The 24,180-nt window shown below is 41.7% G+C and carries 26 protein-coding genes and 2 pseudogenes; 16 read left to right on the forward strand and 12 right to left on the reverse strand.

Features of this window, described 5'->3' with window-relative positions:
* Window positions 1-84 precede the first annotated feature (84 nt).
* The 7 genes and pseudogenes from AC0T5Z_RS02485 to AC0T5Z_RS02515 form a co-directional block, all read left to right on the forward strand.
* Window positions 85-798 (forward strand): annotated as a pseudogene (locus AC0T5Z_RS02485) (NYN domain-containing protein); the annotation flags it as partial.
* Between the two features lie 24 nt (window positions 799-822).
* Complete coding sequence (locus AC0T5Z_RS02490) at window positions 823-1,029, forward strand: OST-HTH/LOTUS domain-containing protein (protein WP_349677183.1); 207 nt, start codon at window positions 823-825, stop codon at window positions 1,027-1,029.
* 13 nt (window positions 1,030-1,042) lie between these two features.
* Window positions 1,043-1,798, forward strand: a complete 756-nt coding sequence (locus AC0T5Z_RS02495) for a hypothetical protein (RefSeq protein WP_435336677.1) — start codon at window positions 1,043-1,045, stop codon at window positions 1,796-1,798.
* A gap of 147 nt (window positions 1,799-1,945) precedes the next feature.
* Window positions 1,946-3,934 carry an ATP-dependent helicase gene (locus tag AC0T5Z_RS02500; protein WP_435336676.1) on the forward strand — a complete coding sequence of 663 codons (1,989 nt, stop codon included), beginning with the start codon at window positions 1,946-1,948 and terminating at the stop codon, window positions 3,932-3,934.
* Window positions 3,935-4,013: 79 nt separating this feature from the next.
* Complete coding sequence (locus tag AC0T5Z_RS02505) at window positions 4,014-4,268, forward strand: RNA recognition motif domain-containing protein (protein WP_004976139.1); 255 nt, start codon at window positions 4,014-4,016, stop codon at window positions 4,266-4,268.
* Between the two features lie 176 nt (window positions 4,269-4,444).
* The gene (locus AC0T5Z_RS02510; protein ID WP_291334405.1) at window positions 4,445-4,948 is read left to right on the forward strand and encodes a DUF6586 family protein; all 504 of its coding nucleotides are present in this window, start codon (window positions 4,445-4,447) and stop codon (window positions 4,946-4,948) included.
* A 103-nt stretch (window positions 4,949-5,051) separates the two neighbouring features.
* Window positions 5,052-5,330 carry a hypothetical protein gene (locus AC0T5Z_RS02515; RefSeq protein WP_291334406.1) on the forward strand — a complete coding sequence of 93 codons (279 nt, stop codon included), beginning with the start codon at window positions 5,052-5,054 and terminating at the stop codon, window positions 5,328-5,330.
* 190 nt (window positions 5,331-5,520) lie between these two features.
* Here the strand turns inward: AC0T5Z_RS02515 and AC0T5Z_RS02520 are convergent, their stop codons facing one another.
* The 4 genes from AC0T5Z_RS02520 to AC0T5Z_RS02535 form a co-directional block, all read right to left on the reverse strand.
* On the reverse strand, window positions 5,521-7,236 hold the full coding sequence (locus AC0T5Z_RS02520) for a cation:proton antiporter (protein ID WP_291334407.1): 1,716 nt from the start codon (window positions 7,234-7,236) through the stop codon (window positions 5,521-5,523).
* 155 nt (window positions 7,237-7,391) lie between these two features.
* The gene (gene rpmG / locus AC0T5Z_RS02525; protein WP_004976146.1) at window positions 7,392-7,547 is read right to left on the reverse strand and encodes a 50S ribosomal protein L33; all 156 of its coding nucleotides are present in this window, start codon (window positions 7,545-7,547) and stop codon (window positions 7,392-7,394) included.
* Window positions 7,548-7,563: 16 nt separating this feature from the next.
* Window positions 7,564-7,800 carry a 50S ribosomal protein L28 gene (rpmB, locus tag AC0T5Z_RS02530; RefSeq protein WP_000048256.1) on the reverse strand — a complete coding sequence of 79 codons (237 nt, stop codon included), beginning with the start codon at window positions 7,798-7,800 and terminating at the stop codon, window positions 7,564-7,566.
* A gap of 163 nt (window positions 7,801-7,963) precedes the next feature.
* Window positions 7,964-9,412, reverse strand: a complete 1,449-nt coding sequence (locus tag AC0T5Z_RS02535; RefSeq protein WP_291334661.1) for a coniferyl aldehyde dehydrogenase — start codon at window positions 9,410-9,412, stop codon at window positions 7,964-7,966.
* A 117-nt stretch (window positions 9,413-9,529) separates the two neighbouring features.
* On the opposite strand from AC0T5Z_RS02535, the gene AC0T5Z_RS02540 reads away from it, so the two are divergent.
* The 6 genes and pseudogenes from AC0T5Z_RS02540 to AC0T5Z_RS02565 all read left to right on the forward strand — a co-directional run.
* The gene (locus tag AC0T5Z_RS02540) at window positions 9,530-10,231 is read left to right on the forward strand and encodes a TetR/AcrR family transcriptional regulator (RefSeq protein WP_291334663.1); all 702 of its coding nucleotides are present in this window, start codon (window positions 9,530-9,532) and stop codon (window positions 10,229-10,231) included.
* Between the two features lie 91 nt (window positions 10,232-10,322).
* Complete coding sequence (purU, locus tag AC0T5Z_RS02545; protein WP_026438081.1) at window positions 10,323-11,189, forward strand: formyltetrahydrofolate deformylase; 867 nt, start codon at window positions 10,323-10,325, stop codon at window positions 11,187-11,189.
* Window positions 11,190-11,443: 254 nt separating this feature from the next.
* Complete coding sequence (locus tag AC0T5Z_RS02550; protein WP_435336675.1) at window positions 11,444-12,229, forward strand: energy transducer TonB; 786 nt, start codon at window positions 11,444-11,446, stop codon at window positions 12,227-12,229.
* A 20-nt stretch (window positions 12,230-12,249) separates the two neighbouring features.
* Window positions 12,250-12,873, forward strand: coding sequence for a MotA/TolQ/ExbB proton channel family protein (locus AC0T5Z_RS02555; protein WP_291334668.1), 624 nt, complete (start codon window positions 12,250-12,252; stop codon window positions 12,871-12,873).
* Complete coding sequence (locus AC0T5Z_RS02560; RefSeq protein ID WP_435336674.1) at window positions 12,873-13,277, forward strand: ExbD/TolR family protein; 405 nt, start codon at window positions 12,873-12,875, stop codon at window positions 13,275-13,277. The genes AC0T5Z_RS02555 and AC0T5Z_RS02560 overlap by 1 nt, the downstream gene beginning before the upstream one ends.
* Before the next feature lie 159 nt (window positions 13,278-13,436).
* Window positions 13,437-13,694 (forward strand): annotated as a pseudogene (locus AC0T5Z_RS02565) (EamA/RhaT family transporter); the annotation flags it as partial.
* 93 nt (window positions 13,695-13,787) lie between these two features.
* On the opposite strand, the gene AC0T5Z_RS02570 reads toward AC0T5Z_RS02565, so the two are convergent.
* A complete protein-coding gene (locus AC0T5Z_RS02570; RefSeq protein WP_291334672.1) occupies window positions 13,788-15,035 on the reverse strand; it encodes a YihY family inner membrane protein in 1,248 nt (415 codons plus the stop codon).
* Between the two features lie 112 nt (window positions 15,036-15,147).
* Between AC0T5Z_RS02570 and wrbA the strand changes: the two genes are divergently transcribed.
* Together wrbA and AC0T5Z_RS02580 are read left to right on the forward strand one after the other, a co-directional pair.
* Entirely contained in the window at window positions 15,148-15,744 is a 597-nt protein-coding gene (gene wrbA, locus AC0T5Z_RS02575; RefSeq protein WP_178318656.1) for an NAD(P)H:quinone oxidoreductase, read from the forward strand.
* Between the two features lie 537 nt (window positions 15,745-16,281).
* The gene (locus AC0T5Z_RS02580) at window positions 16,282-16,473 is read left to right on the forward strand and encodes a hypothetical protein (RefSeq protein ID WP_291334674.1); all 192 of its coding nucleotides are present in this window, start codon (window positions 16,282-16,284) and stop codon (window positions 16,471-16,473) included.
* A 63-nt stretch (window positions 16,474-16,536) separates the two neighbouring features.
* Here AC0T5Z_RS02580 and AC0T5Z_RS02585 read toward each other — a convergent pair whose 3' ends face one another.
* From AC0T5Z_RS02585 to AC0T5Z_RS02600, 4 genes are all read right to left on the reverse strand, one after another.
* Complete coding sequence (locus tag AC0T5Z_RS02585; protein WP_291334676.1) at window positions 16,537-16,935, reverse strand: hypothetical protein; 399 nt, start codon at window positions 16,933-16,935, stop codon at window positions 16,537-16,539.
* 261 nt (window positions 16,936-17,196) lie between these two features.
* Window positions 17,197-17,772, reverse strand: coding sequence for a xanthine phosphoribosyltransferase (locus AC0T5Z_RS02590; RefSeq protein WP_291334678.1), 576 nt, complete (start codon window positions 17,770-17,772; stop codon window positions 17,197-17,199).
* A gap of 127 nt (window positions 17,773-17,899) precedes the next feature.
* A complete protein-coding gene (locus AC0T5Z_RS02595) occupies window positions 17,900-18,613 on the reverse strand; it encodes a DUF3108 domain-containing protein (RefSeq protein WP_291334680.1) in 714 nt (237 codons plus the stop codon).
* Window positions 18,614-18,751: 138 nt separating this feature from the next.
* Complete coding sequence (locus AC0T5Z_RS02600) at window positions 18,752-19,432, reverse strand: hypothetical protein (protein ID WP_291334687.1); 681 nt, start codon at window positions 19,430-19,432, stop codon at window positions 18,752-18,754.
* A gap of 274 nt (window positions 19,433-19,706) precedes the next feature.
* Between AC0T5Z_RS02600 and AC0T5Z_RS02605 the strand changes: the two genes are divergently transcribed.
* Window positions 19,707-20,564: an energy transducer TonB gene (locus AC0T5Z_RS02605; RefSeq protein ID WP_435336740.1), complete on the forward strand. Its 858-nt coding sequence runs from the start codon at window positions 19,707-19,709 to the stop codon at window positions 20,562-20,564.
* Between the two features lie 296 nt (window positions 20,565-20,860).
* Here AC0T5Z_RS02605 and ybeY read toward each other — a convergent pair whose 3' ends face one another.
* The 3 genes from ybeY to miaB are packed head-to-tail and all read right to left on the reverse strand — an operon-like array spanning window position 20,861 to window position 23,955.
* The gene (gene ybeY, locus AC0T5Z_RS02610) at window positions 20,861-21,343 is read right to left on the reverse strand and encodes an rRNA maturation RNase YbeY (RefSeq protein WP_315279772.1); all 483 of its coding nucleotides are present in this window, start codon (window positions 21,341-21,343) and stop codon (window positions 20,861-20,863) included.
* A gap of 44 nt (window positions 21,344-21,387) precedes the next feature.
* On the reverse strand, window positions 21,388-22,461 hold the full coding sequence (locus AC0T5Z_RS02615) for a PhoH family protein (protein WP_435336673.1): 1,074 nt from the start codon (window positions 22,459-22,461) through the stop codon (window positions 21,388-21,390).
* A 39-nt stretch (window positions 22,462-22,500) separates the two neighbouring features.
* The gene (miaB, locus tag AC0T5Z_RS02620) at window positions 22,501-23,955 is read right to left on the reverse strand and encodes a tRNA (N6-isopentenyl adenosine(37)-C2)-methylthiotransferase MiaB (protein ID WP_435336672.1); all 1,455 of its coding nucleotides are present in this window, start codon (window positions 23,953-23,955) and stop codon (window positions 22,501-22,503) included.
* Window positions 23,956-24,180 lie beyond the last annotated feature (225 nt).

Raw genomic sequence — 24,180 nt, forward strand, 5'->3', positions numbered from 1 at the left:
CCAAAATAGAAAATGCTGGCTTCGGTCAGCATTTTTTTAAATCATATAATTTGAAATGTGAAAAATAAAAAACAGAGAGGTTTTGTGAATCTTAATCCAAAGAAAATAGCAGTATTAATTGATGCTGATAATACATCCATGGTGAATGTTGAGGTTGTATTAGAAGAGATAGCTAAATCAGGTATAGCAAGTGTCAAACGAGTTTATGGTGATTGGAGCAATCCAACACTAAAGGGCTGGTACGAAATATCACTTAAATGTGGCATGACACCTGTACAACAATATGCTTACACGGTTTCAAAAAATGCGACTGATATTGCAATGGTTATTGACGCTATGGAGCTATTGTATTCGGGAATATTTGATGGTTTCTGTTTAGTTTCTAGTGATAGTGACTTCACGCCCCTTGCTTTGAAAATTAGAGAAAAAGGGCTTTTTGTTCATGGTTTTGGTAAGGGTACAACACCAATATCTTTTGTAAACGCTTGTGATCGTTTTATTGATGTGAAAAACCTCACCAATGGTGAAACTATAGATTTAAAAGAAAATACAAATGAGCAGGTGACGCAAGGTCAGATTACAATCGATAAAGATGTACTTGCACTAATTTTAAAAACAATACGTGATAAAGCTGATGATCATGGTTGGGCAAATCTCTTGGTTGTTCATCAATATATTAATGTTGTTAAGCCTGATTTTGATTCGAGAAACTATAAAAGAGCTAAATTTTCAGGCTTAATTAAATCGTTAGAATTATTTGAGATTAAAGAAGTTAGAAGTCAATTGTTGGTAAGAAAAAGAACTTTTAAGACCATTATCAAATTGACGCAAGAAGCTTTGAAACAGGTATCACATGCAAATAACTGGGTAAGTATAGCTTCAGTGGCAGATGCCATCAAGCGCTTAGACCCAGAGCTTGATATTGTTCCTTACGGATTCTCTTCTCTTGAGGAAGCAGTTTTAGCAATTGCGGGTGGCTGGGTCGAGTTTAAAGATAATAAGATTAAACTCGGTAAAGTGATTGCCTAAAGATATTTAACATATGTGGAAAAAAATCCGAATTTTAAGCTTATTGCTGGTTTTACTGGTCGTTGCAGTCAATGCTTGGCGTGATCAGAACCAAGACTGGAATAAGCCCATTATCGTATTGTTACATCCAATTAATGCCGATGGACGATCAAACACCCAAAACCATATAAATACATTAAATATCAATAATTTAAGTTCTGCTCAGGACTATTTAAAACAAGCTTCTTTACAGTATCGTGGGCAACCTATTGCGCTCTATTTCAAACAGGGGCGAGAATTAAAGCAGTTGCCACCGAAAGTGCCTGAGCAGGCATCGCTACTTAGCACCGTACTTTGGAGTTTAAAGTTCCGTTTTTACGCTTGGCAGCAACGACAAGGTAGTGATGGTCCGGCAACAGTGACGCTATACCTAAATTATTATGATCCGAGTCAAACTCAAATTTTGAAGCATTCCACCGCTTTACAAAAAGGCAAAATTGGCTCGGTGAATTTATTTGCTTCCGCTGCACACAGTGAGCGTAATACGGTGGTGATGGTGCATGAATTACTGCATACCTTTGGTGCCACAGATAAATATGATTTGAGCACAGGTCAGCCGATTTATCCGATTGGTTATGCAGACCCAAATCAGCAACCGTTATATCCACAACGAGAGGCTGAACTAATGGCGGGTTATGTGCCACTTTCACAAAGCAAAACTACAATGCCTGAATCGCTTCAACAGACACGTATTAACGAAATCACCGCCATAGAGTTGGGCTGGAAATAATGTGGATAAGCATGTACTTATCCACATCTCTACAATAAAGATTGTGTAAAAGTATGTGTTTAGGCATGAACCGAGCTATTTATATTCATGGGTTTATTCCTAAACCGATCTGTTAAACTATTCATCCACCCTGTACGATGAGTCACTATGAGTTTAGCCAGCCTAATTGATGAATTGAATCCTCAGCAAAAACAAGCAGCCACGACAGCACATCAACATAGTCTGGTCTTGGCTGGTGCAGGCTGTGGCAAAACTAAAACCATTGTGGCACGTGCAGCGTACTTGATAGATCAAGGGATTCCAGCCAATCAAATTCAAATTTTGACCTTTACTCGTCGTGCGGCGAGTGAAATTGTCGCACGAGTGGAGTTAGCTTTGGGCGAGCAAGCCAAAGGCTTACGCGCTTCGACCTTTCATACTTTTTGTATGTACTTGTTACGACGTATTCCTAAAGCTTTTGGCTTAGAGCAGTTTTCAATTATTGATCGTGATGATCAGTTGATGATGTTCCGCCTCATTCGCGGAAAAGATGATAAGAAAAATCCAAGTCAGTTGCCCAAGCCTCAAGAATTATGTGATTTATATTCTTTTGCGCGGAATACACGTCAAAAACTGAGTGTGGCTTTAGAAAAACAACAGCCTGAATATTTGGCGTTTAAAGATCAAATTGCTGAAATTATGCAGGAATATGAAAGCCGCAAACGTGCACGTGGCTTTCTCGATTATGACGATATTTTGGCTGTGGTGGCATCGGCATTGGCGCAGTCTGAAGGACTAGTCGATTATGTCGCGTCAATATGTCAGCATCTTTTGGTCGATGAAATGCAGGACACCAATCCTTTGCAATGGGCTTTGCTTGAACCATTAAAAGATCGGGTCAGTCTGTTTTGTGTGGGTGATGATGCACAATCGATTTATGGTTTTCGCGGTGCAGATTTTGAAAATATTCATCATTTTACTGAACGTGTACCCAATGCTCAAATTTTTAAATTAGAGCAAAATTACCGATCTACGCAGGAAATTTTAGACCTATCAAACTGGCTGCTAGGTCAAAGTGAAATTCGCTATAACAAGCATTTGCAGGCGTATCGTGGCGATGGCATCAAGCCCAAAATGCATATTTTCCCGAATGAGTTTGACGAAGCCAAATGGATTGCCATTGATATTAAAGAGCGACATTTCTTGGAAGGTGCGCCGTGGTCAGATCACATGGTGTTGGTACGCTCGAGTTTTGCCGCACGGCATATTGAAGCGGCATGTATTGCGGCAAGTGTGCCGTATCGTTTTATTGGCGGCATGAAGTTATTGGAAACCGCGCATGTCAAAGACTTACTCAGTTTATTGCGGGTCATTGCCAATCCTTTAGATGATATTGCCTGGATGCGTTTTTTAACTTTATGGAATGGTGTGGGTGATGTCGGTGCGAGTAAGTTGGCGCAGCAATTGTTACTTGAACCTACAATGGATAAGGTGATTGAAAAGCTGGAAAAATTTGGACGCTTGCCAGAAAAAATGTTATTAATTATGAAACAAATGGATGTGTTACGACATGAAGTTGCGGCTTGTGTCGGTTTAGGCATAGAAGCGATTCAGGAACAATTGGCAGAGAACTATAAAAAAGATTGGAACCGTCGTCAGAGTGATTTTCAGTTGGTGCAACAATTGGCGGGCAAGCATGCACAGTTAAGTGAGTTTTTAGAAGAATACGTGCTCGATCCTGTGTCTATTTCTGAAATAGAACGTCAGTCTGATACAGATGTGGTCACTTTGATCACCATCCATTCTGCCAAAGGGACTGAGCAAAAAGTCTGTTATGTGGCGAATGTGACCGCAGGACAGTATCCACATGCGCGGGCGCAGGGCAGTTTTGATGATATTGAAGAAGAACGTCGAGTGTTGTATGTGGCTTTAACCCGTGCCCAAAATGAACTGATTTTAACCAAGCAAAATTTTAATTTATGGGCGCGTGATACGGTAGATGAACAAGGACGCAAACTGGACAGCTATTTTTTGAATGATCTGACACGACAATTGTGTACGATGGAAACTCATCACCATACCCGACAGCAAACTGTGAAAAGTGCCTTGGTAGAACGCCAAGCGATTAATTTAGATTTTGGAATTGATCTCGATTAAACTATGCCACATGGTTTCCTGCAAAAAGTAGAGTAGGCGAGTGCTTTTTGATGTTTTTTGCCTATTTTAAGGTTGTAAGATGAAAATTTTAGTTCGTAGTCTAGAGCGTACGGTCACTGAAGAAGAATTGTTAAAACTTTTTCAGGAATACGGCACAGTAGAGTCTTGTAATTTGGTGTTGGATGCTGCAACAGGAAAATCCAAAGGTTTTGCATTTGTAGAAATGCCACATGCACGTGAGGCAGTAAAAGCCATTAAAGCGCTAAACACTTTGCGTCTGCATGGACATGGAATACGTGTTAAAGCAGCAGAAGATAAACCTGCATCAAAATAGTTCAAAGGGAGCAAAAATTGCTCCTTTTTTATGCGTGATCTTTAGTAGAAAATGACGGGTGGGCACCGCTTTGGTGCGCAATTTTATCGCAGTAAAAATAGTGTATTTTTTATTGGGCGTTGTAGGAAAATCGGTTTAATCTAAGCTTCTTAGAACGCTAAATTGAGGAAATACTCATGTCCCGTGTTGCTCGTTTTCATGCGGATCGTACCAATCAGAAATTATATTTCGCCCGTCTTTCATGTCAGCAGGCAGAGCAAACCGAGCATGTACAGCAAGCGCAGGCACATCGTGAAGCTGCGGTGTTTCATTTAAATGGTGCCGTGCTGGCTTTTTTGCAGGAATTAGTACGGTATTATCGTTTAAATGACAATAATCCAACCCTTAAATCAATTGAAGAATTGATGGCAGCCAAAGGACAGATTTCCCCTGAAGTAGCTATTTTGCAGCAACTGAGCAAATCGGGCTTTATTGCAGAGTTAAAACGCGCGTATCGTTTATGTCAGTACACGCCTGAGCCGAGTGCGCCAGAGCCTGAACAGGAAACGTCATCTAATTTAATTATTAAAGTCACACAATCTCCGCAAGCATGGCTACCAGACACGAAAATTTTGCGCGAATGGCATCGTGATTTAACCCAGTTGATTGATGGTTTTCGTAATGAAATGGTGGAGTTTTAAGCCGACCAAACGCCCTTGAAAAAAATCTGATCAGCCCGATATAGATATTCTGAACGATGCAAAGAGCAAGCGCCTTTGCCACCATGTCGAGCATGGAGGATATATGTCTATAGAGCAATTGAAAGAATTATTTGGTAATCATGAAGCAATTTTAGAGCTGGTTCAGCTTGAAGGTGGTGAGTTGGCATTGCGTAATGCAGGCTCTGAGAAAGAGCCATTGGTCAAAATCCAGTTCAATGACGAAGTCAAAGCCATATTGGGTGATCAGACAGCGGTTGTCGCACAGCACATGATTCAGGCGGCATTATTTGGCTTATTGGAAAAACAGGTCAATCAATGGCATGCCGAAATTGTAGATGAACAGCCACAATTTATGAGTTAATCCGAGATAGTCTTTTAGTGATGGACTCATCTTTGATGAACAGGTTATCTATCTGCTTTGGGTAAAATCACAGACAATATAGGTGGTTTCTCATGAATGCAGTGAAAGCCAATCTATACATCAACAAAAAAGCGCAGCTTAAACAGTGCGCTTTTTGTGATTTTGTCTATGGGTTTTAGATGAATTGCCTTCAATGCGTCGGTGGTTGATGATGGGCAATTTCAATTTGATTTAAAATATAATTGCTCATATTTTTCGCCATTTCTTCTTTGGCGAAATACACTTCACCAATATTGTCTTTACGAATTGCTTCCGCTTCGGCTTTGCTTTCTGCACATACCAAAACCTGAATTTCAGGGTTTAGGGTTTTGGCAATATCCACAATTTTATGAATATCCAGAATGTCCATAGGAGAAAGAACGAGCAGTCGAGCATGTTGAATATGTGCCTGAATCAGTACACCTGCTTCTGTAGCAATCCCGCTGACCGCAGCAATGCCTTTTTCACGTAGGTCTTCGACAATTTCACGGTTTTCTTCTGCAATCACAACTTTAATATTTTCAGCCATGAGATTTTGGGTAATACGACGTCCGACTTCACCATGTCCAACAATCACCACCTGATCTCGTAAATAATCTTGAGAAACTTCATCGGGCAACATCGCCAGCGGATCGCTACTACGTTCAAGTAAGCGTGCCAAATAAGAGCGTTCCCGGATCCAGTTTTGCACAGGCTCAATTGCAGAAAAAACAAACGAATTGAGAGTAATTGAAATGAGTGCACCTGCTAAAATCAGATTTTGACCTTCTAGTGACAGCAGTTGTAAAGATACGCCTAGTGTTGCCAAAATGAAGGAAAACTCACCTATTTGTGCCAAGCTTGCACCTACGGTCAAGGCTGTATTGAGTGGATAGCGGAAGAACAAGACCAATGCCATGGCTGCAATGGTTTTACCCACCATGATGATGCCGACGACCGCTAAAACGTGCAGTGGTTCTTCAATTAGAATCCGAGGGTCAAACAGCATGCCTACAGCAACGAAAAACAGGATGGAAAAAATTTCACGTAAGGGTAGAGTTTCTTCTTCGGCACGATGACTGAAGTCGGATTCTTTGACCACCATCCCCGCAAAGAAGGCTCCGAGTGCCATCGACACGCCAAAGATTTTATAAGCACCGAAGGCAATTGATACCGCAGCAGCGACTACTGTTAGAGTAAACAGTTCCCGCGAGCCTAAGCGTGCCACAATTTGCATAATGAAGGGCACAAGGCGCTTACCAACAATCAGCATAAAGGCAATAAAGCCTGAAACCTTCAGTAAAGTCAGTCCGAGTGTTAGCCAAATATTTTCATCATTGGTACTTTCTAAGGCTTGCCCCCCCAGTAACACGGCAGTAGCAGGCAAAAGCACCAATGCCAAGACCATCACCAAGTCTTCAACCAACAACCAGCCTACGGCAATTTTACCGTTAACGGAGTCGAGCAGACCACGATCCCCCAATGCTTTTAAAAGCACAACGGTACTGGCACAAGATAAACTCAAGCCAAAAATTAAGGCAGAACCAAAACTCCAGCCCCACATCATCGACACACCTACACCCAGCAAGGTGGCCACGGCAATTTGCAAAACTGCACCAGGCAAAGCAATGCGTCGTACCTGCATTAAATCATTTAGCGAGAAATGCATGCCGACTCCGAACATGAGGAACATGACTCCAAGTTCTGCTAATTGGTTGGCAAGATGAATATCTGCCACAATGCCCGGTGTGTTGGGACTAATGATGACACCTGCAATCAGGTAGCCCATAAGCGGTGGAAGACGTAAGCGCGCAGCAATATAGCCAAATACCAGTGCTAAGCTAAAACCAACGGCAAGTAAGATGATGAGTTCTACATCATGAGGCACGAGAAACTCCTAAGCCATGGTGAGGGTGCGGTCATAAGACTGAAGTAAGCAAGCACAAACAGTGCCAAAAAGAAAACGAGGAAATTTTAACAAGTGAGGCAAAAAAAGTGCAAAAAAAACGACCTAAATAAGGTCGTTTTTTAAAAAAGCTAAAATTATTTGATTTTAGCTTCTTTGAAAACTACGTGTTGACGGATTTTTGGATCAAATTTTTTGATTTCCATTTTTTCCGGCATAGTACGTTTGTTTTTAGTCGTGGTATAGAAATAACCTGTACCAGCTGTAGAAACTAAGCGAATCTTATCACGCATTGTCCTGACTCCTTACTTAGATCTTTTGACCTTGAGCACGTAGGTCAGCAACAACCTTTTCAATGCCCAATTTGTCGATAATACGCATACCTTTAGTGGTTAAACGAAGACGTACGAAACGTTTTTCGCTTTCTAACCAGAAGCGGTGGTGGTGCAGGTTCGGCTCGAACCGGCGCTTAGTTTTGTTGTTGGCGTGTGAGACGTTGTTACCAACGACTGGACGCTTGCCGGTAACTTGGCAAACCTTAGACATGGTGTAACTCCATTGATTTAGCCAACAGCAAATCTGTATGGCCAGTCAAAAATAAACGGATGAATTCATTCAAGGGGCGTTTTATATCAAAAATACGCTTAAAAGACAAGCGATTTTCTTCAAAAACAGCATGAGCCTGTTTGATAGCTCATGCCTTGATCAGTTAACGAAGAAGCGTCTTCGAAATCAATCGATGAATCGGCTTATCAAATGGGGGGAGAATGAACTTTAAGCTGTATAGCTTTGGATTAGACATTACCGACCGTTCATGTGACAAGCTGAAAAAACCTTCTGGACCATGATATTTCCCCATACCTGATGCACCAACACCACCAAACGGTAAGTCATCTTGTGCAACGTGGGTCAATACAGTGTTGAGTCCGAAATGCCCTGAATGGGTTCGCTGTGCGACATAGTCGGCACGCGCCTGATCAAAGTCGAAATAGTATAAAGCAAGAGGGCGCGGACGGCTATTAATAAACTCGATTACATCATCAATTTGTTCATACTCTAAGATTGGCAGGACTGGCCCAAAGATCTCATTTTGCATAATTTGCATGTCTGGACTGACATTAGTCAGTACCGTTGGTGCCATTTTGCGAGTTGCAGCCACATTTTCACTTTGTGGATTAATTTCAATAATATTTGCACCGCGCTCACGTGCATCTTCTAAATAGCCCTGTAAGCGACGATATTGTTTGTCATTAATGATAGAAGTGTAGTCTTGGTTATCACGGATATGTGGATACATTTCCGTCACAAATTGCTCGAAATGTTCCATGAATTCGGTAGTTTTGCCTTTAGGCAAGAACATATAGTCGGGTGCAACACAGGTTTGTCCTGCATTCCAAAGTTTACCTACCGCAATACGCTGTGCAACATCGACCATATCGCTAGATGGATGCACCAAAACAGGGGATTTTCCACCTAATTCTAAAATGACAGGCACGAGGTTTTGTGATGCAGCGGCCATCACGGTTTTGCCGACTTGGGTAGAGCCTGTGAAAATAATTTTGTCAAAAGGCAAATGACAGAACGCATCTGAAATAATGCCACCGCCATTGATTACCGCTACCAATTCTTGCGGAAACGCTTCACTCATGGCATTTTCCAGGACCTTGCCAAAATGCGCAGAAGCACTGGAAATTTTGATCATGGCATGGTTGCCCGCAGCCAAAGCACAGATCAGAGGGCCTAAAGACAACAGTAGAGGGTAGTTCCACGGTGCAATAATGCCAATCACCCCTAAAGGTTGATACTGTACCCAAGCTTTTGCAGGTTGGTGAATGATTCCAACCTGACGTTTAGAGGGTTTCATCCAGTCGGTCAGGTTTTTGCTGTAATATTTGATATGTTCCAAGCAGGTAAGTACTTCGCCAATTTGGGTTTCGGCAATGGCACGGTTGCCATAGTCACGGTTAATGGCTTCAGCAAATTGATCCTGATATTTTACAATCACACGTTTTAAGCGAGCTAAGCGTTCAATGCGTTCTTTGGCACTAGGTACAGGATTGCGCTGATAGGCATATTTCTGCAATGCCAAAATATCATCCAGACGTTGTAAATCGGGTGAATGTAGGGTCATTGAAGTTGTTTTTGTTTGACTGTTCATGACATGTTACCATTCAATAAAAGCAATATAAGTTAGTTTTTAGAGTATTTACTCTAATTAGTCAAGTGACTTTATGTTTACATGCCCCTCAAATTTTAAAGAATGGTTGTTTTTAGGATGTCTCAAACCAAAACCTTGAAAACCAAAGAACGTATTTTGCAATTGAGTTTGCAATTGTTTAACGAGCGTGGTGAGCGTTCAGTTACAACCAATCATATTGCGGCTGAATTGGGTATGAGCCCAGGAAATTTGTATTACCATTTTCGCAATAAGAACGAAATCATTAAAGAGTTGATGGAACAATATCAGCAGGAAACCTTGGAAATGCTGGCCCTACCTGAAAGCCGTGCTTTGGATGCTAATGATAAAATTCGTTATTTTCAGGTGCTCAGCAGTCAGTTATGGGCCTATCGGTTTTTGCATCGTGATGTCTATCATTTGGTCGAAACCAATGAAGATTTTCGCAAAATGTATCCTCGTTTTGCAGGACAAGTTATGCAGCAGGGACAGAAAATTTATCAGGCTTTTGTGGATGCGGGTCTGATGCAAATGACTGAGTCCGAAATTGAAGCCTTGATTATCAATATTTGGATTGTGCTGACCAACTGGACTAACTTCTTATATATGTCGGGACACATTACCGATTCAAACCATTTGGAAGAAAAATGGATTTGGCAAGCTTTGCGTCAAATGTTGTTCCTTGAAGGGGCGTATTTACGTGGTGAAAGTCGTGCAACTTATGAGCGTTTACTAGAAACGTTAGGTACATCTGAACTGTTTGAGAGTTTATCATCCAGTAAAAATACTCAAGCCGACTAAGCGACTGAGAATAGCTATTTAGAATGTCTGAGAAACGCGCTAGAATACTCGGCTTGTTTTTCAATTTAACCAAGTAGTGACTAAAAACAACATGAATATGACGACTGCGAATACTGCACGTTTGCTGATTACCTGTGAAGATAAGCCTGGTATTGTGCAGGCTGTATCGAGCTTTTTGTATCATCAAGGAGCCAACATTACCGCGCTTGATCAATATGCAACAGAAGCTCAGGGCGGGCGTTATTTCATGCGGGTTGAGTTTGAACTGGATCACTTGCAAAGTCGTAAAGAAAGCTTATTGCAAACCTTTGCTTCCAACGTGGCAGAGCGTTACGAAATGCAATGGCGTTTGGCTTTGGTCAGCGATGTGAAAAAAGTTGGCATTTTGGTGTCTAAAGTTGATCATGCTTTGCTTGAGCTGTTATGGCGTCATGCACGTGGTGGTTTACCATGCGAAATTACCAAAGTAGTGTCCAATCATGACACCTTGCGTGAAGCGGTAGAAAACTTTGGTATTCCGTTTGAAGTAGTGCCTGTAAATAAAGAGAATAAACGTGAAGCTTACGCTAAAATTGATGAATTGATGCAAGGCAATGATTTATTGGTACTGGCGCGTTATATGCAAATTCTAGATGAAGAGTTTGTATCTAAATGGGAAATGAAAGTGATCAATATTCACCATTCATTCCTGCCTGCTTTCGTGGGCGCAAACCCATATAAACAAGCTTATGAAAAAGGCGTAAAACTGATTGGTGCAACTGCGCACTATGTAACGGCAGACCTAGATCAGGGTCCGATTATTGAACAAGATGTTGAACGTGTAAACCACGACTTTACAGTAGATCAACTGCGTGAATTAGGGCAGGATGTGGAACGTAATGTACTGGCACGTGCAGTTAAATGGCATTTGGAAGACCGTATAATTGTAGATGGCAATAAAACTGTTGTATTTCAATAATTTAAAAGATATGTAAAACTAAAACATGCCGTCAGGGCATGTTTTTTTATGCTATAATTGTAATGTTATAACATTTATTTTAACTGTTTCTTAATCGTAAATTTAATGGATGATTCACGGTTGTCATTAAAAAAGTAGTTGCAAATGAAAACACTTCTCATTTATTATTGCGTTACTTTAATTGTTCTAACCGATCAGTTTGATCGTATAAGCTGTGATGGTTTGGCAATTGCTTCCCACGGTCGCTGACTTTAATGAACCAATCTCCCAACGCTATGATGCATATGTCCCACACTATGAAAAAGAATGTTGTAACAGCTTTAGCCGTGGTTGCATTGGGACACGTAGGTATATTGTGGGCATTGGGGCAGATGCAAACCCCAAGCTTAAAGCCAATAGAAAAAGAACCTTTAAAAGTCCGCTTTGTAAAAATTCAAGAACAGCCTAAACCGTTACCGCCACAGCCAAAAGCTGAACCACAACCTGAAAAAAATAAGCCACAGCCTGTAAAAGAAGTGCCTATGGTAGAAAAACCGTTGCCACCGCCACCGAAAAAAGTAGAAAAAGTACAGCAAGTTAAAAAAGCAGAAGCCCCTAAACCCGTGGCGAAGCCCGTAGAAAAACCAGTCGAACGTGTGGTGCAACCTGCACCTGTAGCAACGGTGACTGAATCTAAAGTGGTACAGCCTGCACCGAAACCGACAGTTACACCTGTTGCACCTGCTCCTGTCGCACCTTCTGCTCCAAAAACAGTGTCGATTGGCGGCTCAGGCGTGCAATGGAGTCGTTCACCAAAACCAACTTATAGTAACCGTGATTTACAGGGAGAAACCCGTAACGTGGTGGTTCGGATTGAGGCCAATGAAAAAGGCGTAATTACCGATGCACAAATTACGCGTTCTAGTGATATACCTGCTTTAGATCAAAAGATTTTACGCGCAGTGCGTAGTGCAAAATTCAAACCGTACAAAGAAAATGGCGTGGCTTATCCAATTCGTGCTGAGCAGCCTTTTGAATTGACATTGAACCCTAACGGCTAACCTTCAACAGGAGTTCGAGTATGAACTTTTCCGTCTATTGGCAACATGCAGATGCAGTCAGCAAAACGCTGTATTTCGTGTTATTGGCGATGTCGATTGCGACATGGACCATCTTTGCATTACGTTTGATGGGCACGCATCAATTGAAGCAACAAGCTTATGCTCAACTGTCTCAGGCATTAAATCAGCTGAAAGCAAAACTGGCACCCCTAAGTTTTGAACAGCGCAAAGCGGTTGCGGAACAAGCCTTATTGCGTCAAATTTCTGTAGAAAAAGCATCGGCAGAAAAAGGGGTGTCGGTATTGGGTACGATTGCCTCACTTGCACCGTTTGTCGGTTTATTCGGTACGGTTTGGGGTATTTTCCATGCATTGGTTGCCGTGGGTAAAAGTGGGCAGGCAGGACTGGCACAAGTCGCAACCCCAGTGGGTGAAGCGTTGATTATGACAGGCTTTGGTTTGGCAGTCGCAATTCCAGCGGTGATTGCCTACAACATTTGCTCGCGCGTGAACCGTACCTTATCGAACAATCTGCAAGATCATGCACACAGCTTGTTGATTGATACCATGTTGCAGCAAGATTCATCTGTGCAAAAAACAGAAGTGAAAGCAACACAACAAAGTTTGGTGGGAGGTCAGGTTTAATGGCTTTTCAATTGGGTGAAGACAACGACTCAGGCATGAATGAGATGAACCTCATACCCCTGATCGACATTATGTTGGTATTGATGATCATCTTTTTGGTGACAGCGACCGTTGCCAACCCATCTATACCATTAACCTTACCGCAAACCAGCGCAGAGATTGTCGATTTACCCCCTGAGCAAATTCAGGTCAGTATTAATGCCAATGGTGAAGTGGCGTGGGATGATCAAATTATTAGCTTAGATGAATTGCAAACCCGCTTTAACAACGCTGGTCAGCAAGCACAGCAACCCACTGTGGTATTAAGAGCCGACAAAGAATCGCGTTATGATACTGTGGCGCAAGTGATGTCACGTGCGAGTGAAGCCGGACTCAGTGATATTGCTTTTGCAACAGACGATTAAGCCCATATCTTATTTAAAATTAGCGATCTTTTAAGGTCGCTTTTTTTATGCAAACTCACGCATAATACCAAAATATTTCACCTACTCAAGCGTATTTAATCAACCAAGCTATTTGGGTTGAGTTAGCAGCTTATTTGAAAGTCTGTTTTTTGTAGCTTTTTAGCGCTGCACTGGAAACTCCCTGCAGAGCGTTTATCTCGCTTGCAATGGGGCGGGATTCTGCTGTCTTTTGCTGGTATAACAGTGACTTTTTTATGGCGTGATACTGTACAACACGAGACTCACCAAAACTTTAGCCCTATGTATTTTGGCGATTTACTCGCGCTGAGTGCAGGCATACTTTGAGCAGCCACAACGGTCGCGGTACGTTTAAGTCCTTTATCGGAAGCGCCTGTAACACAAACTTTGTTTTATCAATCAAGCACAAACCATCTTCAAGCGACTGAGCGGATTGCATACCTAAACTAGAAGATGGTTTGTGCCAAAAATTGAAATGCTCTGGATGAACAGTTACTTCGCTTCAAAAATCTTAGAAAGCGGAATCGACAACTTGGCAGCTAAATAGTCATCGGTTTCATTGAGTATGGGGCCGAGTCTTTGCATCCATTCATCATCAGAATAAACATTGGTCAAGTCCTGACGACGTGGCAATGAATACGGTAAATGTGTATAAAAGCTCCAAAAATCTACCTGAGAAAGATTACGCACCAATACAAATTCATCATTTTCAGTACGTTTAATTAAGTTTTGTTGTTCTAGCATTCGCACATAAGACGGCCAACGGCCAATTTCATTACGTCCTAATACATCCAGTGCTTCAGCTTCAGTGACACTTTCTCCACGCATTTGTTTTTTATAAAACAATTCCAGCAAGTCCAGTAACATGAGCAGCGGGTGGCATTTTTTCGCTCGGCTGGCTTCAAAAGCGGTCAGGGCAAAACTAATTTCAACACCCAAGAGCACAATATTCCAAGACAGAAAAATCCACAGTAAGAAAATAGGTACGGCAGCAAATGCACCATAAATAATTTCATAACTGGTGAAGTTGGACATAATAAAACCAAACAGGTTTTTCAAACATTCGAATACAACAGCACTGAATACCCCCGCAATTAATGCGGCTTTAATGGGTACACTGCGGTTGGGAATGGTCCAGTTCAGAATAAAAAAACCCAAAATGGTCAGGGCAAATGAAATCAGCCATAAAATAAATGCGCCATTGAGCTCATAACCTGCAAAGTTATTACTCAGCACATTCATAGAGGCCAAAGTTGAGGAAATGACAAAAGCACTGCCCAATAAAATAGGGCCTAATGAAATGATGGTCCAGTAACGCATAAAACCCACAATGCCGCCACGGGTTTCCTTCACCCGCCATATTCGGTTAAACACAGTTTCAATACTGGTCAGCATCATTACTGTGGTCACGAATAAAAACAAAACCCCGATGACGGTTAAGTTGCTGGATTTTTCGGTAAAGGCATTTAAGGCTTTATCAAAGGCAATAGTGGTTTTAGGTAAAAAGTTGCTGTAAATCAGTTGTTGTAATTGTTGCCGTGCGGGTTCGAGAGCCTTAATAGATGAGATGATCACCAAAAATACGGTAAGCATCGGCACAACAGCAAAAAGGGTAGTGTAGGTTAAAGAGCCCGCTTGTTCACGGCAGCGATCTGCTTCAAAGCGACGCAGCACAAATAAAACAAATTGAAACCATTGTTTGTCATAAAAAGGTAGTTTCTTTAAATATTCAACGATCATACAGTGGCTGTCTCAACTTTTTAATCATCATTATCTGTTTTCATGGTTAAGCTTAACCAAAAAAGTAGCAAAATACCGTATAGTTTTCATTTGAGTCTGATTTCTTAGCATGATGCAAGCATATATTCTGGTTTTGTACTTTAGTAAATATGGTTCTACCAAAGAAATGGCACATTTAATTGCCAATGGGGTAGAAGCCAGTGGCATGCCCGTTAAAATTAGAACTGTGCCCAATATCTCTACAGTGGTGCAACAAGCCGAGCCAAGTATTCCTGCCGAAGGTGATATTTATTGCACTTTAGATGACTTAGCCAATTGTGCAGGTTTGGCTTTGGGTTCTCCTACACGCTTTGGCAATATGGCATCTGAAATGAAATATTTCTGGGATCAAACCACCAGTCTCTGGCTGAATGGCGCATTGCACAATAAACCTGCCTGTGTTTTTACCTCATCGGGTTCGATGCATGGTGGACAGGAAAGTACCTTATTGACCATGTTGCCGCCATTGTTTCACCACGGGATGATGATTATGGGACTGCATAATGCGCATCCTGCTCTATCGAATACCAAAACGGGCGGCACACCGTATGGTGCAACGCATGTGAGCGGTCCACGCCACGATCAGGCTTTGAGCCAGGATGAAAAAATCCTTTGTGAAGTACAAGGACAACGTTTAGGCGAAATGGTAAAAAAATTACAGGGGATGTGAACTCTTTCTTCAATCAAGATGAAGCGTAAAATGGAGATATCATTTTACGCTTTCATTTTTTTACTTGAATTCGATTTTGAGTTAAAAATAAGTGCACTTTTCACCTAAAATCACCATTTGCAGTGATATTCAGTTTTTCTTTTTTCAAGTCTAATCACCGCTTTAAAAGCAGAGTTTTCTGTCACGGTTCACGCAGCATTTTTTTGTGCAGACTAGGGTCTGTTGACATTTCATAAATGGCTTGCGCTGTAGGCTAAAACTGAGCAGATCAGGCATGAAACGCAAGGAATAGCGAGATTATTGCTAAGTTTCATAACGCAATCTGAGAAAGTTTTAGCCACAGCCTTTCAGGGCGAGCATATTTTTTGCTGCTATTGCGTTATGTGCCAGTCATTTAGAATGACTAAATTTCCTGTCCCATGCCTTATATCAGCTAAAAAATATGCGTTGCCGCAAACATAGACGAATTGTCAACAGACCCTGATGTATTGAGCACAATGGACTGCTGTAAAAATGAGAGATTGAGGAAAAGTGAAAATGAATAAGTGGATGCTGATTGGGTTAAGTCTATTGAGTTTGGGGTGTTCATGGTCAAGTATTGCAGCGACTGAAATTGTGCATAGTCTGAGCTTTGCAGAACCAAAGCAGATTGAGAAACAACCTGCGGAAGCCGAATATTTAGCGGTACAAGAGCCTGTGATGACTTCTGCAAGCAGCATTGCAAAATAAAAAGATGTAATCAAAAAAGTGCTGCTATGTGCAGCATTTTTTTTGAAATTGATTTAGGGTTACTTAGAGTTGTTTGGTTCTTTCGACTTTTTCTTTAAAGCGGTGTTTGCATTTGAGGCATTGAAAATCTAGAAAAATATTCTGATCGACAATTACACCTGCTTTTTTACCAAAGCGATGCCCAAGAAAACCGCCTGTGATTCCCACACTAATTGCCCCGACAAACGTGCCAATCGTGCCGCCCATAATTACGCCCAATGGCCCTGCGGCTGTACCAATTGCTGCACCAATAGAAGCTCCTGAAGCTGCACCGCCCACTGTACCTGCTGCTGTACCTGCAGAGCCTAATAACACGCCACCAATTTTTTGCAAGTTTTGTTCATGGTTGCGTTTTTCAACTTGAGTTGAACCACATTTCGGACAGACGATACTGTGTTCCATCAACGGATTGTCTTGTGTCATGACTGTAAAATGCCTTGTGCTCATGCCGCATGCATTAATGCACGCAGACGATCTAAAAAGTGCTGTGTAGAGCTGCAATCTGAAAAACCAGACTGCTTAAACACTGTTATTTGAAGTGCAGCATGGCGTAGCGCAACTATTTTGTAAATTAAATATATGTAAATGAGCCGTTTAAGTTTGAAAATAAGAATAAAAAAAGAGCGCCTAAGCACTCTTTGATCACAGGGCTAAATGATGAAACAACATCAGTTTTAATCGACCTTAATCTCGTACAAATTCAACAGTACCGTTTGCCAAAGATTTTACTCGTGCCAATGATTCAACACGATAACCTCTTTCAAGCAATAATTCACGACCTGGTTGGAATGATTTCTCAATCACAATTCCAATACCCACGACTTCTGCATTGGCTTGATGGATTAAATCTGCTAAACCGAGTGCAGCTTGACCATTTGCCAAAAAGTCATCAATCACCAAGACTTTGTCGCTAGCGCTGATATGTTTGTTTGAAATGGCAATCGTACTTTCAGTTTGCTTGGTAAATGAAAATACTTTAGAGCGGTATAAATCATCTTTTAAGGTTAAAGATTGATATTTACGTGCAAAAATGACAGGAACGCCAAGTTCTAAACCTGCCATCACAGCTGGTGCAATGCCAGAAGCTTCAATGGTAATAATTTTGGTGATGCCTGCATCTTTAAACAAACGCGCAAATTCTTGACCAATTTGCTGCATCATCATAGGGTCAATTTGATGGTTTAAGAAAGAGTCGACTTTTAGAACCGCTTCAGATAAAACGATACCTTCAGCTAAAATTTTCTGTTCTAGTGCATGCACGGGAGAATCCTCAAGAGCAGGTGCTTTTCAAAGCAAAAGCGTATTTTAAAAAGCACCTGAAAAAATGCAAGAACAATTTACCAAATGGTGAATAGCTGCTGAGTTTGCTCAGCAGCTATGATTGGAATTAGTTGGTTGGGCCTTTATAACCTGTGAGTAATAAGCCATAAGACTTGTCTTTGTCTTGGTGGGTGACTTTTACAGGCAAGTAGTCAAGTTTTGGTGCCAACCAGAAAATCGTATCACGGTTCGGTTTGCTATGTTTTAGCACCACTTTAATAGTGTCGAAGGTACCGTAATTGGTTTTGATCTTTTCTGCACCTTGTTTAATAAAGCGACGTGATTCAACCTCGTTGTGGTCGGCAATATAGTAGCTCGATTTTAAACCGCCACTTTTTAAATCTTCACGGATTTGCAGCTCTGCATTCAACTCATCCAACACGCCCGCTTTCCAGGCAAAAGAACGGGTTTCGCTGTCCTTTTTAGTGTTAATGGTTTTCGCCGAAGGATTGAAGTTAATACTCATGGTGTTGTTATGCACTAAAATCTTACTGCTGCGGCTGAAGCTAGATGAGCCAATTTTGCCATCATTAAAAGTAAAACGGCTAGTTTCTGTGGCAGAGGCGATTACGCCAGCTTTAGCCGAAAACACATAACTCCATTGGTTACCTGTTTTGCTTAAAGTTCGTGTTGCAGAACCTAAGTTCTTACCATTGTAGTTAAACTGATAACTGGCTTGAAAAGGACTCATGGCAAATATTTGGCTAGAGAAACCAGCCAAGAACAGTGCTGTTGAAACACTGGCTGCCATACCGATTTTTTTCACTACATAATTTGCCATTGCTGAGATATTTCCTTTTTAGGTAGGGAGATGCAATTTACTTGCTTATCGCCATTATAGGCGTTGAATATGAAGAGAAAATTAGGAATTATGCGGCTTGTGTCGTTTTCCTGTACGAATTCTCTTGCAAAGTTTAGCCTAGCCTTGTTTTTGTTTCAGTGGTGTGACTTGAGTATCTGCAAGAAAGTCTTCCGCATTATCCAGTTTTTCTTCAGACATTTTACGGAACAATGCGGTCAAATTGACGTTGCCAGTGAGTACCAATTCCGCTTCGCGTAATACCGCATGATTCACATGAACTTTACTGAGTGTATCAATGATAGAGCGGCTTTTACCTAACCAGCGATTTAAGTCTAAATGCAGCAAATCATCTTTGACTTTAATGACTTTGAGTTTTTCTAAAATCATGCCCAAAGGGTCATCATTGCGTATTTTTTGATAGTAAAATAAAGCACACTTAACCGCGATTTTATGTAAAAAGCTTGGATAACTCGCCTCAATGACCTGTGTGTCACTAATTTGTTCAAACACAATGAGCTGAGTATCTTTATTCAATTCCATCTGCACCAATTTTAAATCGACAGATAGAGTAATGTTCAAGCCGTTGTAATCTAGGGTTGCATAAAGACGTAACCAGTCGTCGTGTAAGTCTGCATGCAGATCTTGCAACATTTTCACATTATCGGTCACAAAGCGCTGAAAAGTCGCATTTAAAAAGACCTGAGATAATGGAAATTCACGTTCATCCTCAATAAATCCTTCGGCTTTTTGGTACACTTGACGGATACGTTGAGAGATATTGGTGATCAGGGTTTGCATACGGCCGTCCAAGTCGTTCATTCATTCTTTACAGATACAAATATTTTGTCGAATTGTATTAAAAATACAGGCATAGAAGCTTGCAGTTTAGCAAAATAAGTTGCACCATTTTAAGCTTTTAAGGCTCACTAGTCAGCTTTTTGATGAAATTCGCAGTTTTGCAGAAAAGTAAAAACTGAGCAAAGTAATATACTCTTTAGTTTATACCGCATTTTGCGGTTTGGGGAATCAGACGTTTTGTCGGATTAATGTGATGCTAAAAAAAATTCAATTAATGCCTTCTACCCAAGATTGGTGGAAAGATCCTATTTTTGCTGCTGCTTTGCTGGTGGCTGCTGTGTTGCACGCATTAATTTTGGAAGTGCAGTTTGCTGCACCGCAACAAAGTGATGTTGCGGTCAAGGAAATTGCGATATCGGTTCGCATGAGCGATACAAAAGTTGAAGATGCAGATTTCTTAGCCCAAGTCGATCAGCAAGGTTCAGGGACATTCCGTGAACAACATCGCATGTCGAGTGACATGCCTGCACCCATGACTGAACAAAGTGCGGGGGAGCAAGAACTGGAAAGTTTAGAACGTATGCAGCAACAGCGCGAATTAAACTTTGAAGAAAAAGTGTTGATGACCACGCTCAGTTGGCAGAAACAGGCGGCAGAAAATCAGCGCAAAAAAGCCATGCAGGAGTTGAATAGTCAATTTCAAGCTAAGGCGGCCATGGTTGCCAGTATTGAAGCGCAATATTTACAACGCCAACAAAACTTTAGCCGTCAGCAAAAAATTAAAACCATTGATGGAATTCAGGCCAAGCAAGACAACACTGCGGGCTATATTGAGAAATTCCGTCAAAAAGTCGAGTTTTATGGCAACCGCTATTACCCAGAACAGGCCAAAGCACAGAATTTAGCGGGTGAGGTGCGTTTAATGGTAATTTTAAACAGCAATGGCGGGATTCGTGCCATTCGTTTAATTGAAAGTTCAGGTCATGCTATGTTGGATGAAGCAGCCAAAGCTTCGGTACGTAAAGCTGCACCTTTTGGCGCATTTGATGCGAAAATGAAGGATATTTCGGAATTGCGGATTGTGCGAACGTGGCGTTTTGACCCTGCCGAAGCTGAGTTTGAGGTGCGCTAGTTTTTTCCTCTCTGTAACTCTCTCCCAAAGGGAGAGAAGATTTTGTGTAGCGTCTAACCATTATAGATTCTAGCTTATGTTCTCCTTTCCACTGGGTATTACAGGAAGAACTTACAAAAGCCTAGAAAACCAATATCTTATCTTTATTTACGCAGCAATATCCTTCTACTAATTAGCAATCATGGGATTCTAATAAATGTTCTCCCTCACCAATCGAGGAAGTTAGAGGGAGGGCAGTTTTAAACAAAAAAGCGAGCCTTGGCCCGCTAATTTTATGTTTTTCAATAACTTAAAATTCAATCTTTTTGAATGTACGGATTATCCAAACCAAATTTGGCAAGAATCTCGATTTCCAAAGCTTCCATTTCTTCAGCATCTGCATCTGAGGTTTCATGATCATAGCCCATAAGATGCAGCGTGCCATGTACCAACATGTGAGTGAAATGCGCCAATGGTGTTTTGGCTTGTTCTGCAGCTTCCTGCAAAACTACAGGAATACAAATCACCAAATCTCCAATTGGAAAGCTTGGCAACACTTGTGCCATTTCATCGGGTAAATCACTTGGGAAAGACAAGACGTTGGTAGATTTGTCCTTGTTACGATATTCCAAATTGAGCTTGTGGCTTTCGGCATGATCGACACAAGCAATTCCGATTTCACAATCACTTTGGGTGTCTATATGTCTTAAAGTGGTTTCTACTACTTTTTTCAGATAGGCACGTTTTAACACCAACTCAGGCGCTTCAATATCCTGTTGCAGGCTCAGACTTAATTTCAAAATGAATCCTTAATTCTTAAGTTGCGTTGCAGAACACACAGCAATTAATGCTGTGCATCTGCTGCGGCGTCATTTTCCGCAATTAATGCTTCCTGACGCGCTTTACGTTCTGCGCGTGCTTCGGCACCTAAACGCTGTTGCTCACTGTCCCAGCCTTCGTAGGCTTCAACAATTTTTTGCACCAACTGGTGACGTACTACATCGCGTGAGTGGAAGCGGGTAATGTGAATTTCATGCACATTTTCCAGTACCCGCAAAGCATGTGATAAGCCAGATTGCTGACCACGTGGTAAATCGACCTGAGTCACGTCACCTGTAATGACTGCACGTGAACCGAAGCCCAGACGGGTCAGGAACATTTTCATTTGTTCAGGGGTGGTGTTCTGCGCTTCATCCAAAATCACAAAAGAGTGGTTGAGGGTGCGACCACGCATATACGCCAGTGGTGCAACTTCAATGACTTGGCGTTCAATGAGTTTGGCAACTTTTTCAAAACCCAACATTTCATACAAGGCATCGTAAAGTGGGCGCAGATAAGGGTCAATTTTCTGGGTTAAATCACCTGGTAAGAAGCCCAGTTTTTCACCCGCTTCAACCGCAGGGCGCACCAATAGAATCCGCTGGATTTCATTACGCTCCAGCATATCTACGGCAGCGGCAACAGCCAAGTAGGTTTTACCTGTACCTGCAGGGCCAATACCAAATGAAATATCGCTTTGCAAAATACGCTGCACATAACGCTTTTGGTTGGCGCCGCGTGGGTTAATACGCCCTTTGCGGGTTTGCAACCAGACAGCATCCAATCCAGTATGCTCTTGCCCATCATCCGATTGTAATTCACGGTCAGTTTGACTGCCCTGAATCATCATGTGGAGCGTGTCTGCACTAATTTGTGCAGAACTTTCCGCTTCCTCATGCAGGCGTTGCAAGAGCGTTTCGGCTCGCTCAACTGCATCAATTTCCCCATCTATAAAAAAGGCGTCACCACGATGGGAAATTTGCACGTCTAGACGTTGTTCGATTTGTTTCAAATGTCCGTTATAGGCACCGAGCATGCTTTTTAGACGTTCCATTGAAATGCCAGGAAAAGTTACTGTACGTCGAATCGCTGCAGTCAAGAGAATTCCTTAATCTGTTATTGGACTTTAGCTCCTACATTACGCCACGTCAGGCTCAAGATTCAAGAGTTCACCGTAAACTAAATTCAAAGTTTTAATCTCGGTAATCTCAATCTCCGCAAAGCGTCCGACCCAAGCTGGGTCACCAATAAATGTTACTAAACGTGTATTGTCGGCCGTACCCACTAAAATGTTCGGGTCTTTGTCAGAAACATTTTCAATCAGGACACGTTGTACTGTTCCGAGCATGGCATCAGTCTTATCTATACTCGATTGTTTGATCCATTGCTGAACTTTGGCCAAACGCTCTTTTTTAACATCTTCAGGGGTAGTGTCCTCAAGTTCAGATGCAGGTGTTCCTGGACGTTTTGAGTAAATAAAACTGTAGGAGTGGTCAAAATCCATGTCTTGAATAAACTGATAAGTTTCTTCAAAGTTTTGATCAGTTTCACCTGGGAAGCCAATAATAAAGTCGCTAGATAAGTGCATGTCTGGGCGTACTTTACGTAATTTGGCAATCTTGTCGATATACACATCGATGGTGTGATTACGTTTCATCGCCTGTAAGACATCATTCGAGCCACTTTGCACAGGCAAGTGTAAATGCGACACCATTTGCGGTAAATCACGGTAGCATTGAATCAAATCATCATTAAATTCTAACGGGTGTGATGTGGTGTAGCGAATTCGCCCAATACCAGGTACTTCGGCAACCAAACGCAGTAAATCGGCAAAAGTACAAATTTTGCCGTCATAAGTTTCACCACGGTAGCCATTCACGTTTTGACCGAGCAAGCTAATTTCACGCACGCCTTTTTCGGCCAAAGTCGCAATTTCAGCCAAGACATCATCTAAAGGACGTGAAACTTCTTCACCGCGTGTATAAGGCACTACGCAGAAAGAACAGTATTTTGAACAGCCTTCCATAATCGACACAAAGGCTTTAAACCCTTCAACACGAGGCTCAGGTAGGAAGTCGAATTTTTCGATGTCTGGGAAAGAAATATCCACCAGTTTGATTTTTTCTTTCTTTGGTTTTTCAACTTGATCGTGGTGCTGATCAAGCATTTGGGGCAAGCGGTGCAAGGTTTGTGGACCAAAAATCATATCCACATACGGCGCGCGTTTTTGAATGTTGTCGCCTTCCTGAGAAGCCACGCAACCGCCTACGCCAATCACTAAATCAGGATTTTTTTCTTTAAGCTTGCGCCAGCGTCCTAATTCAGAAAATACTTTTTCTTGGGCTTTTTCACGAATTGAACAGGTGTTCATGAGCAAAATATCGGCGTCGGCAGGGTTGCTGGTCAGCACATAGCCGTGCGAGTCGCCCAAAAGGTCTGCCATACGGTGACTGTCATACTCATTCATCTGACACCCTTGCGTTTCGATATACAGTTTCTTAACTGAACCGTCGGCTAGGGTGTGCTGTGGCTGGGTAACAGTGTTTTCTGAGGCAGCTTGGGCACCATTCGGGATGAAGGTTTGAACCGTCATGTAGGCTCCTAAGAGATAATTCACGAGTTCGTTTATAAAAATAAACGCAATAGATAAAACAAAGGGGCGTATTTTAGCAGGAATTCAAGATAAACTGACAGACTTTAATCCATGCATCACATGCTTGAAATGTGAAGTAAAATTGTTGGAAGATTGATTTCAAGATTAATAGTGTCTAATCAGAAGGTTACATAACAGAACACAACTAGGGTTCTAGAGTAATTA

The sequence above is a fragment of the Acinetobacter pengchengensis genome, assembly GCF_982235305.1.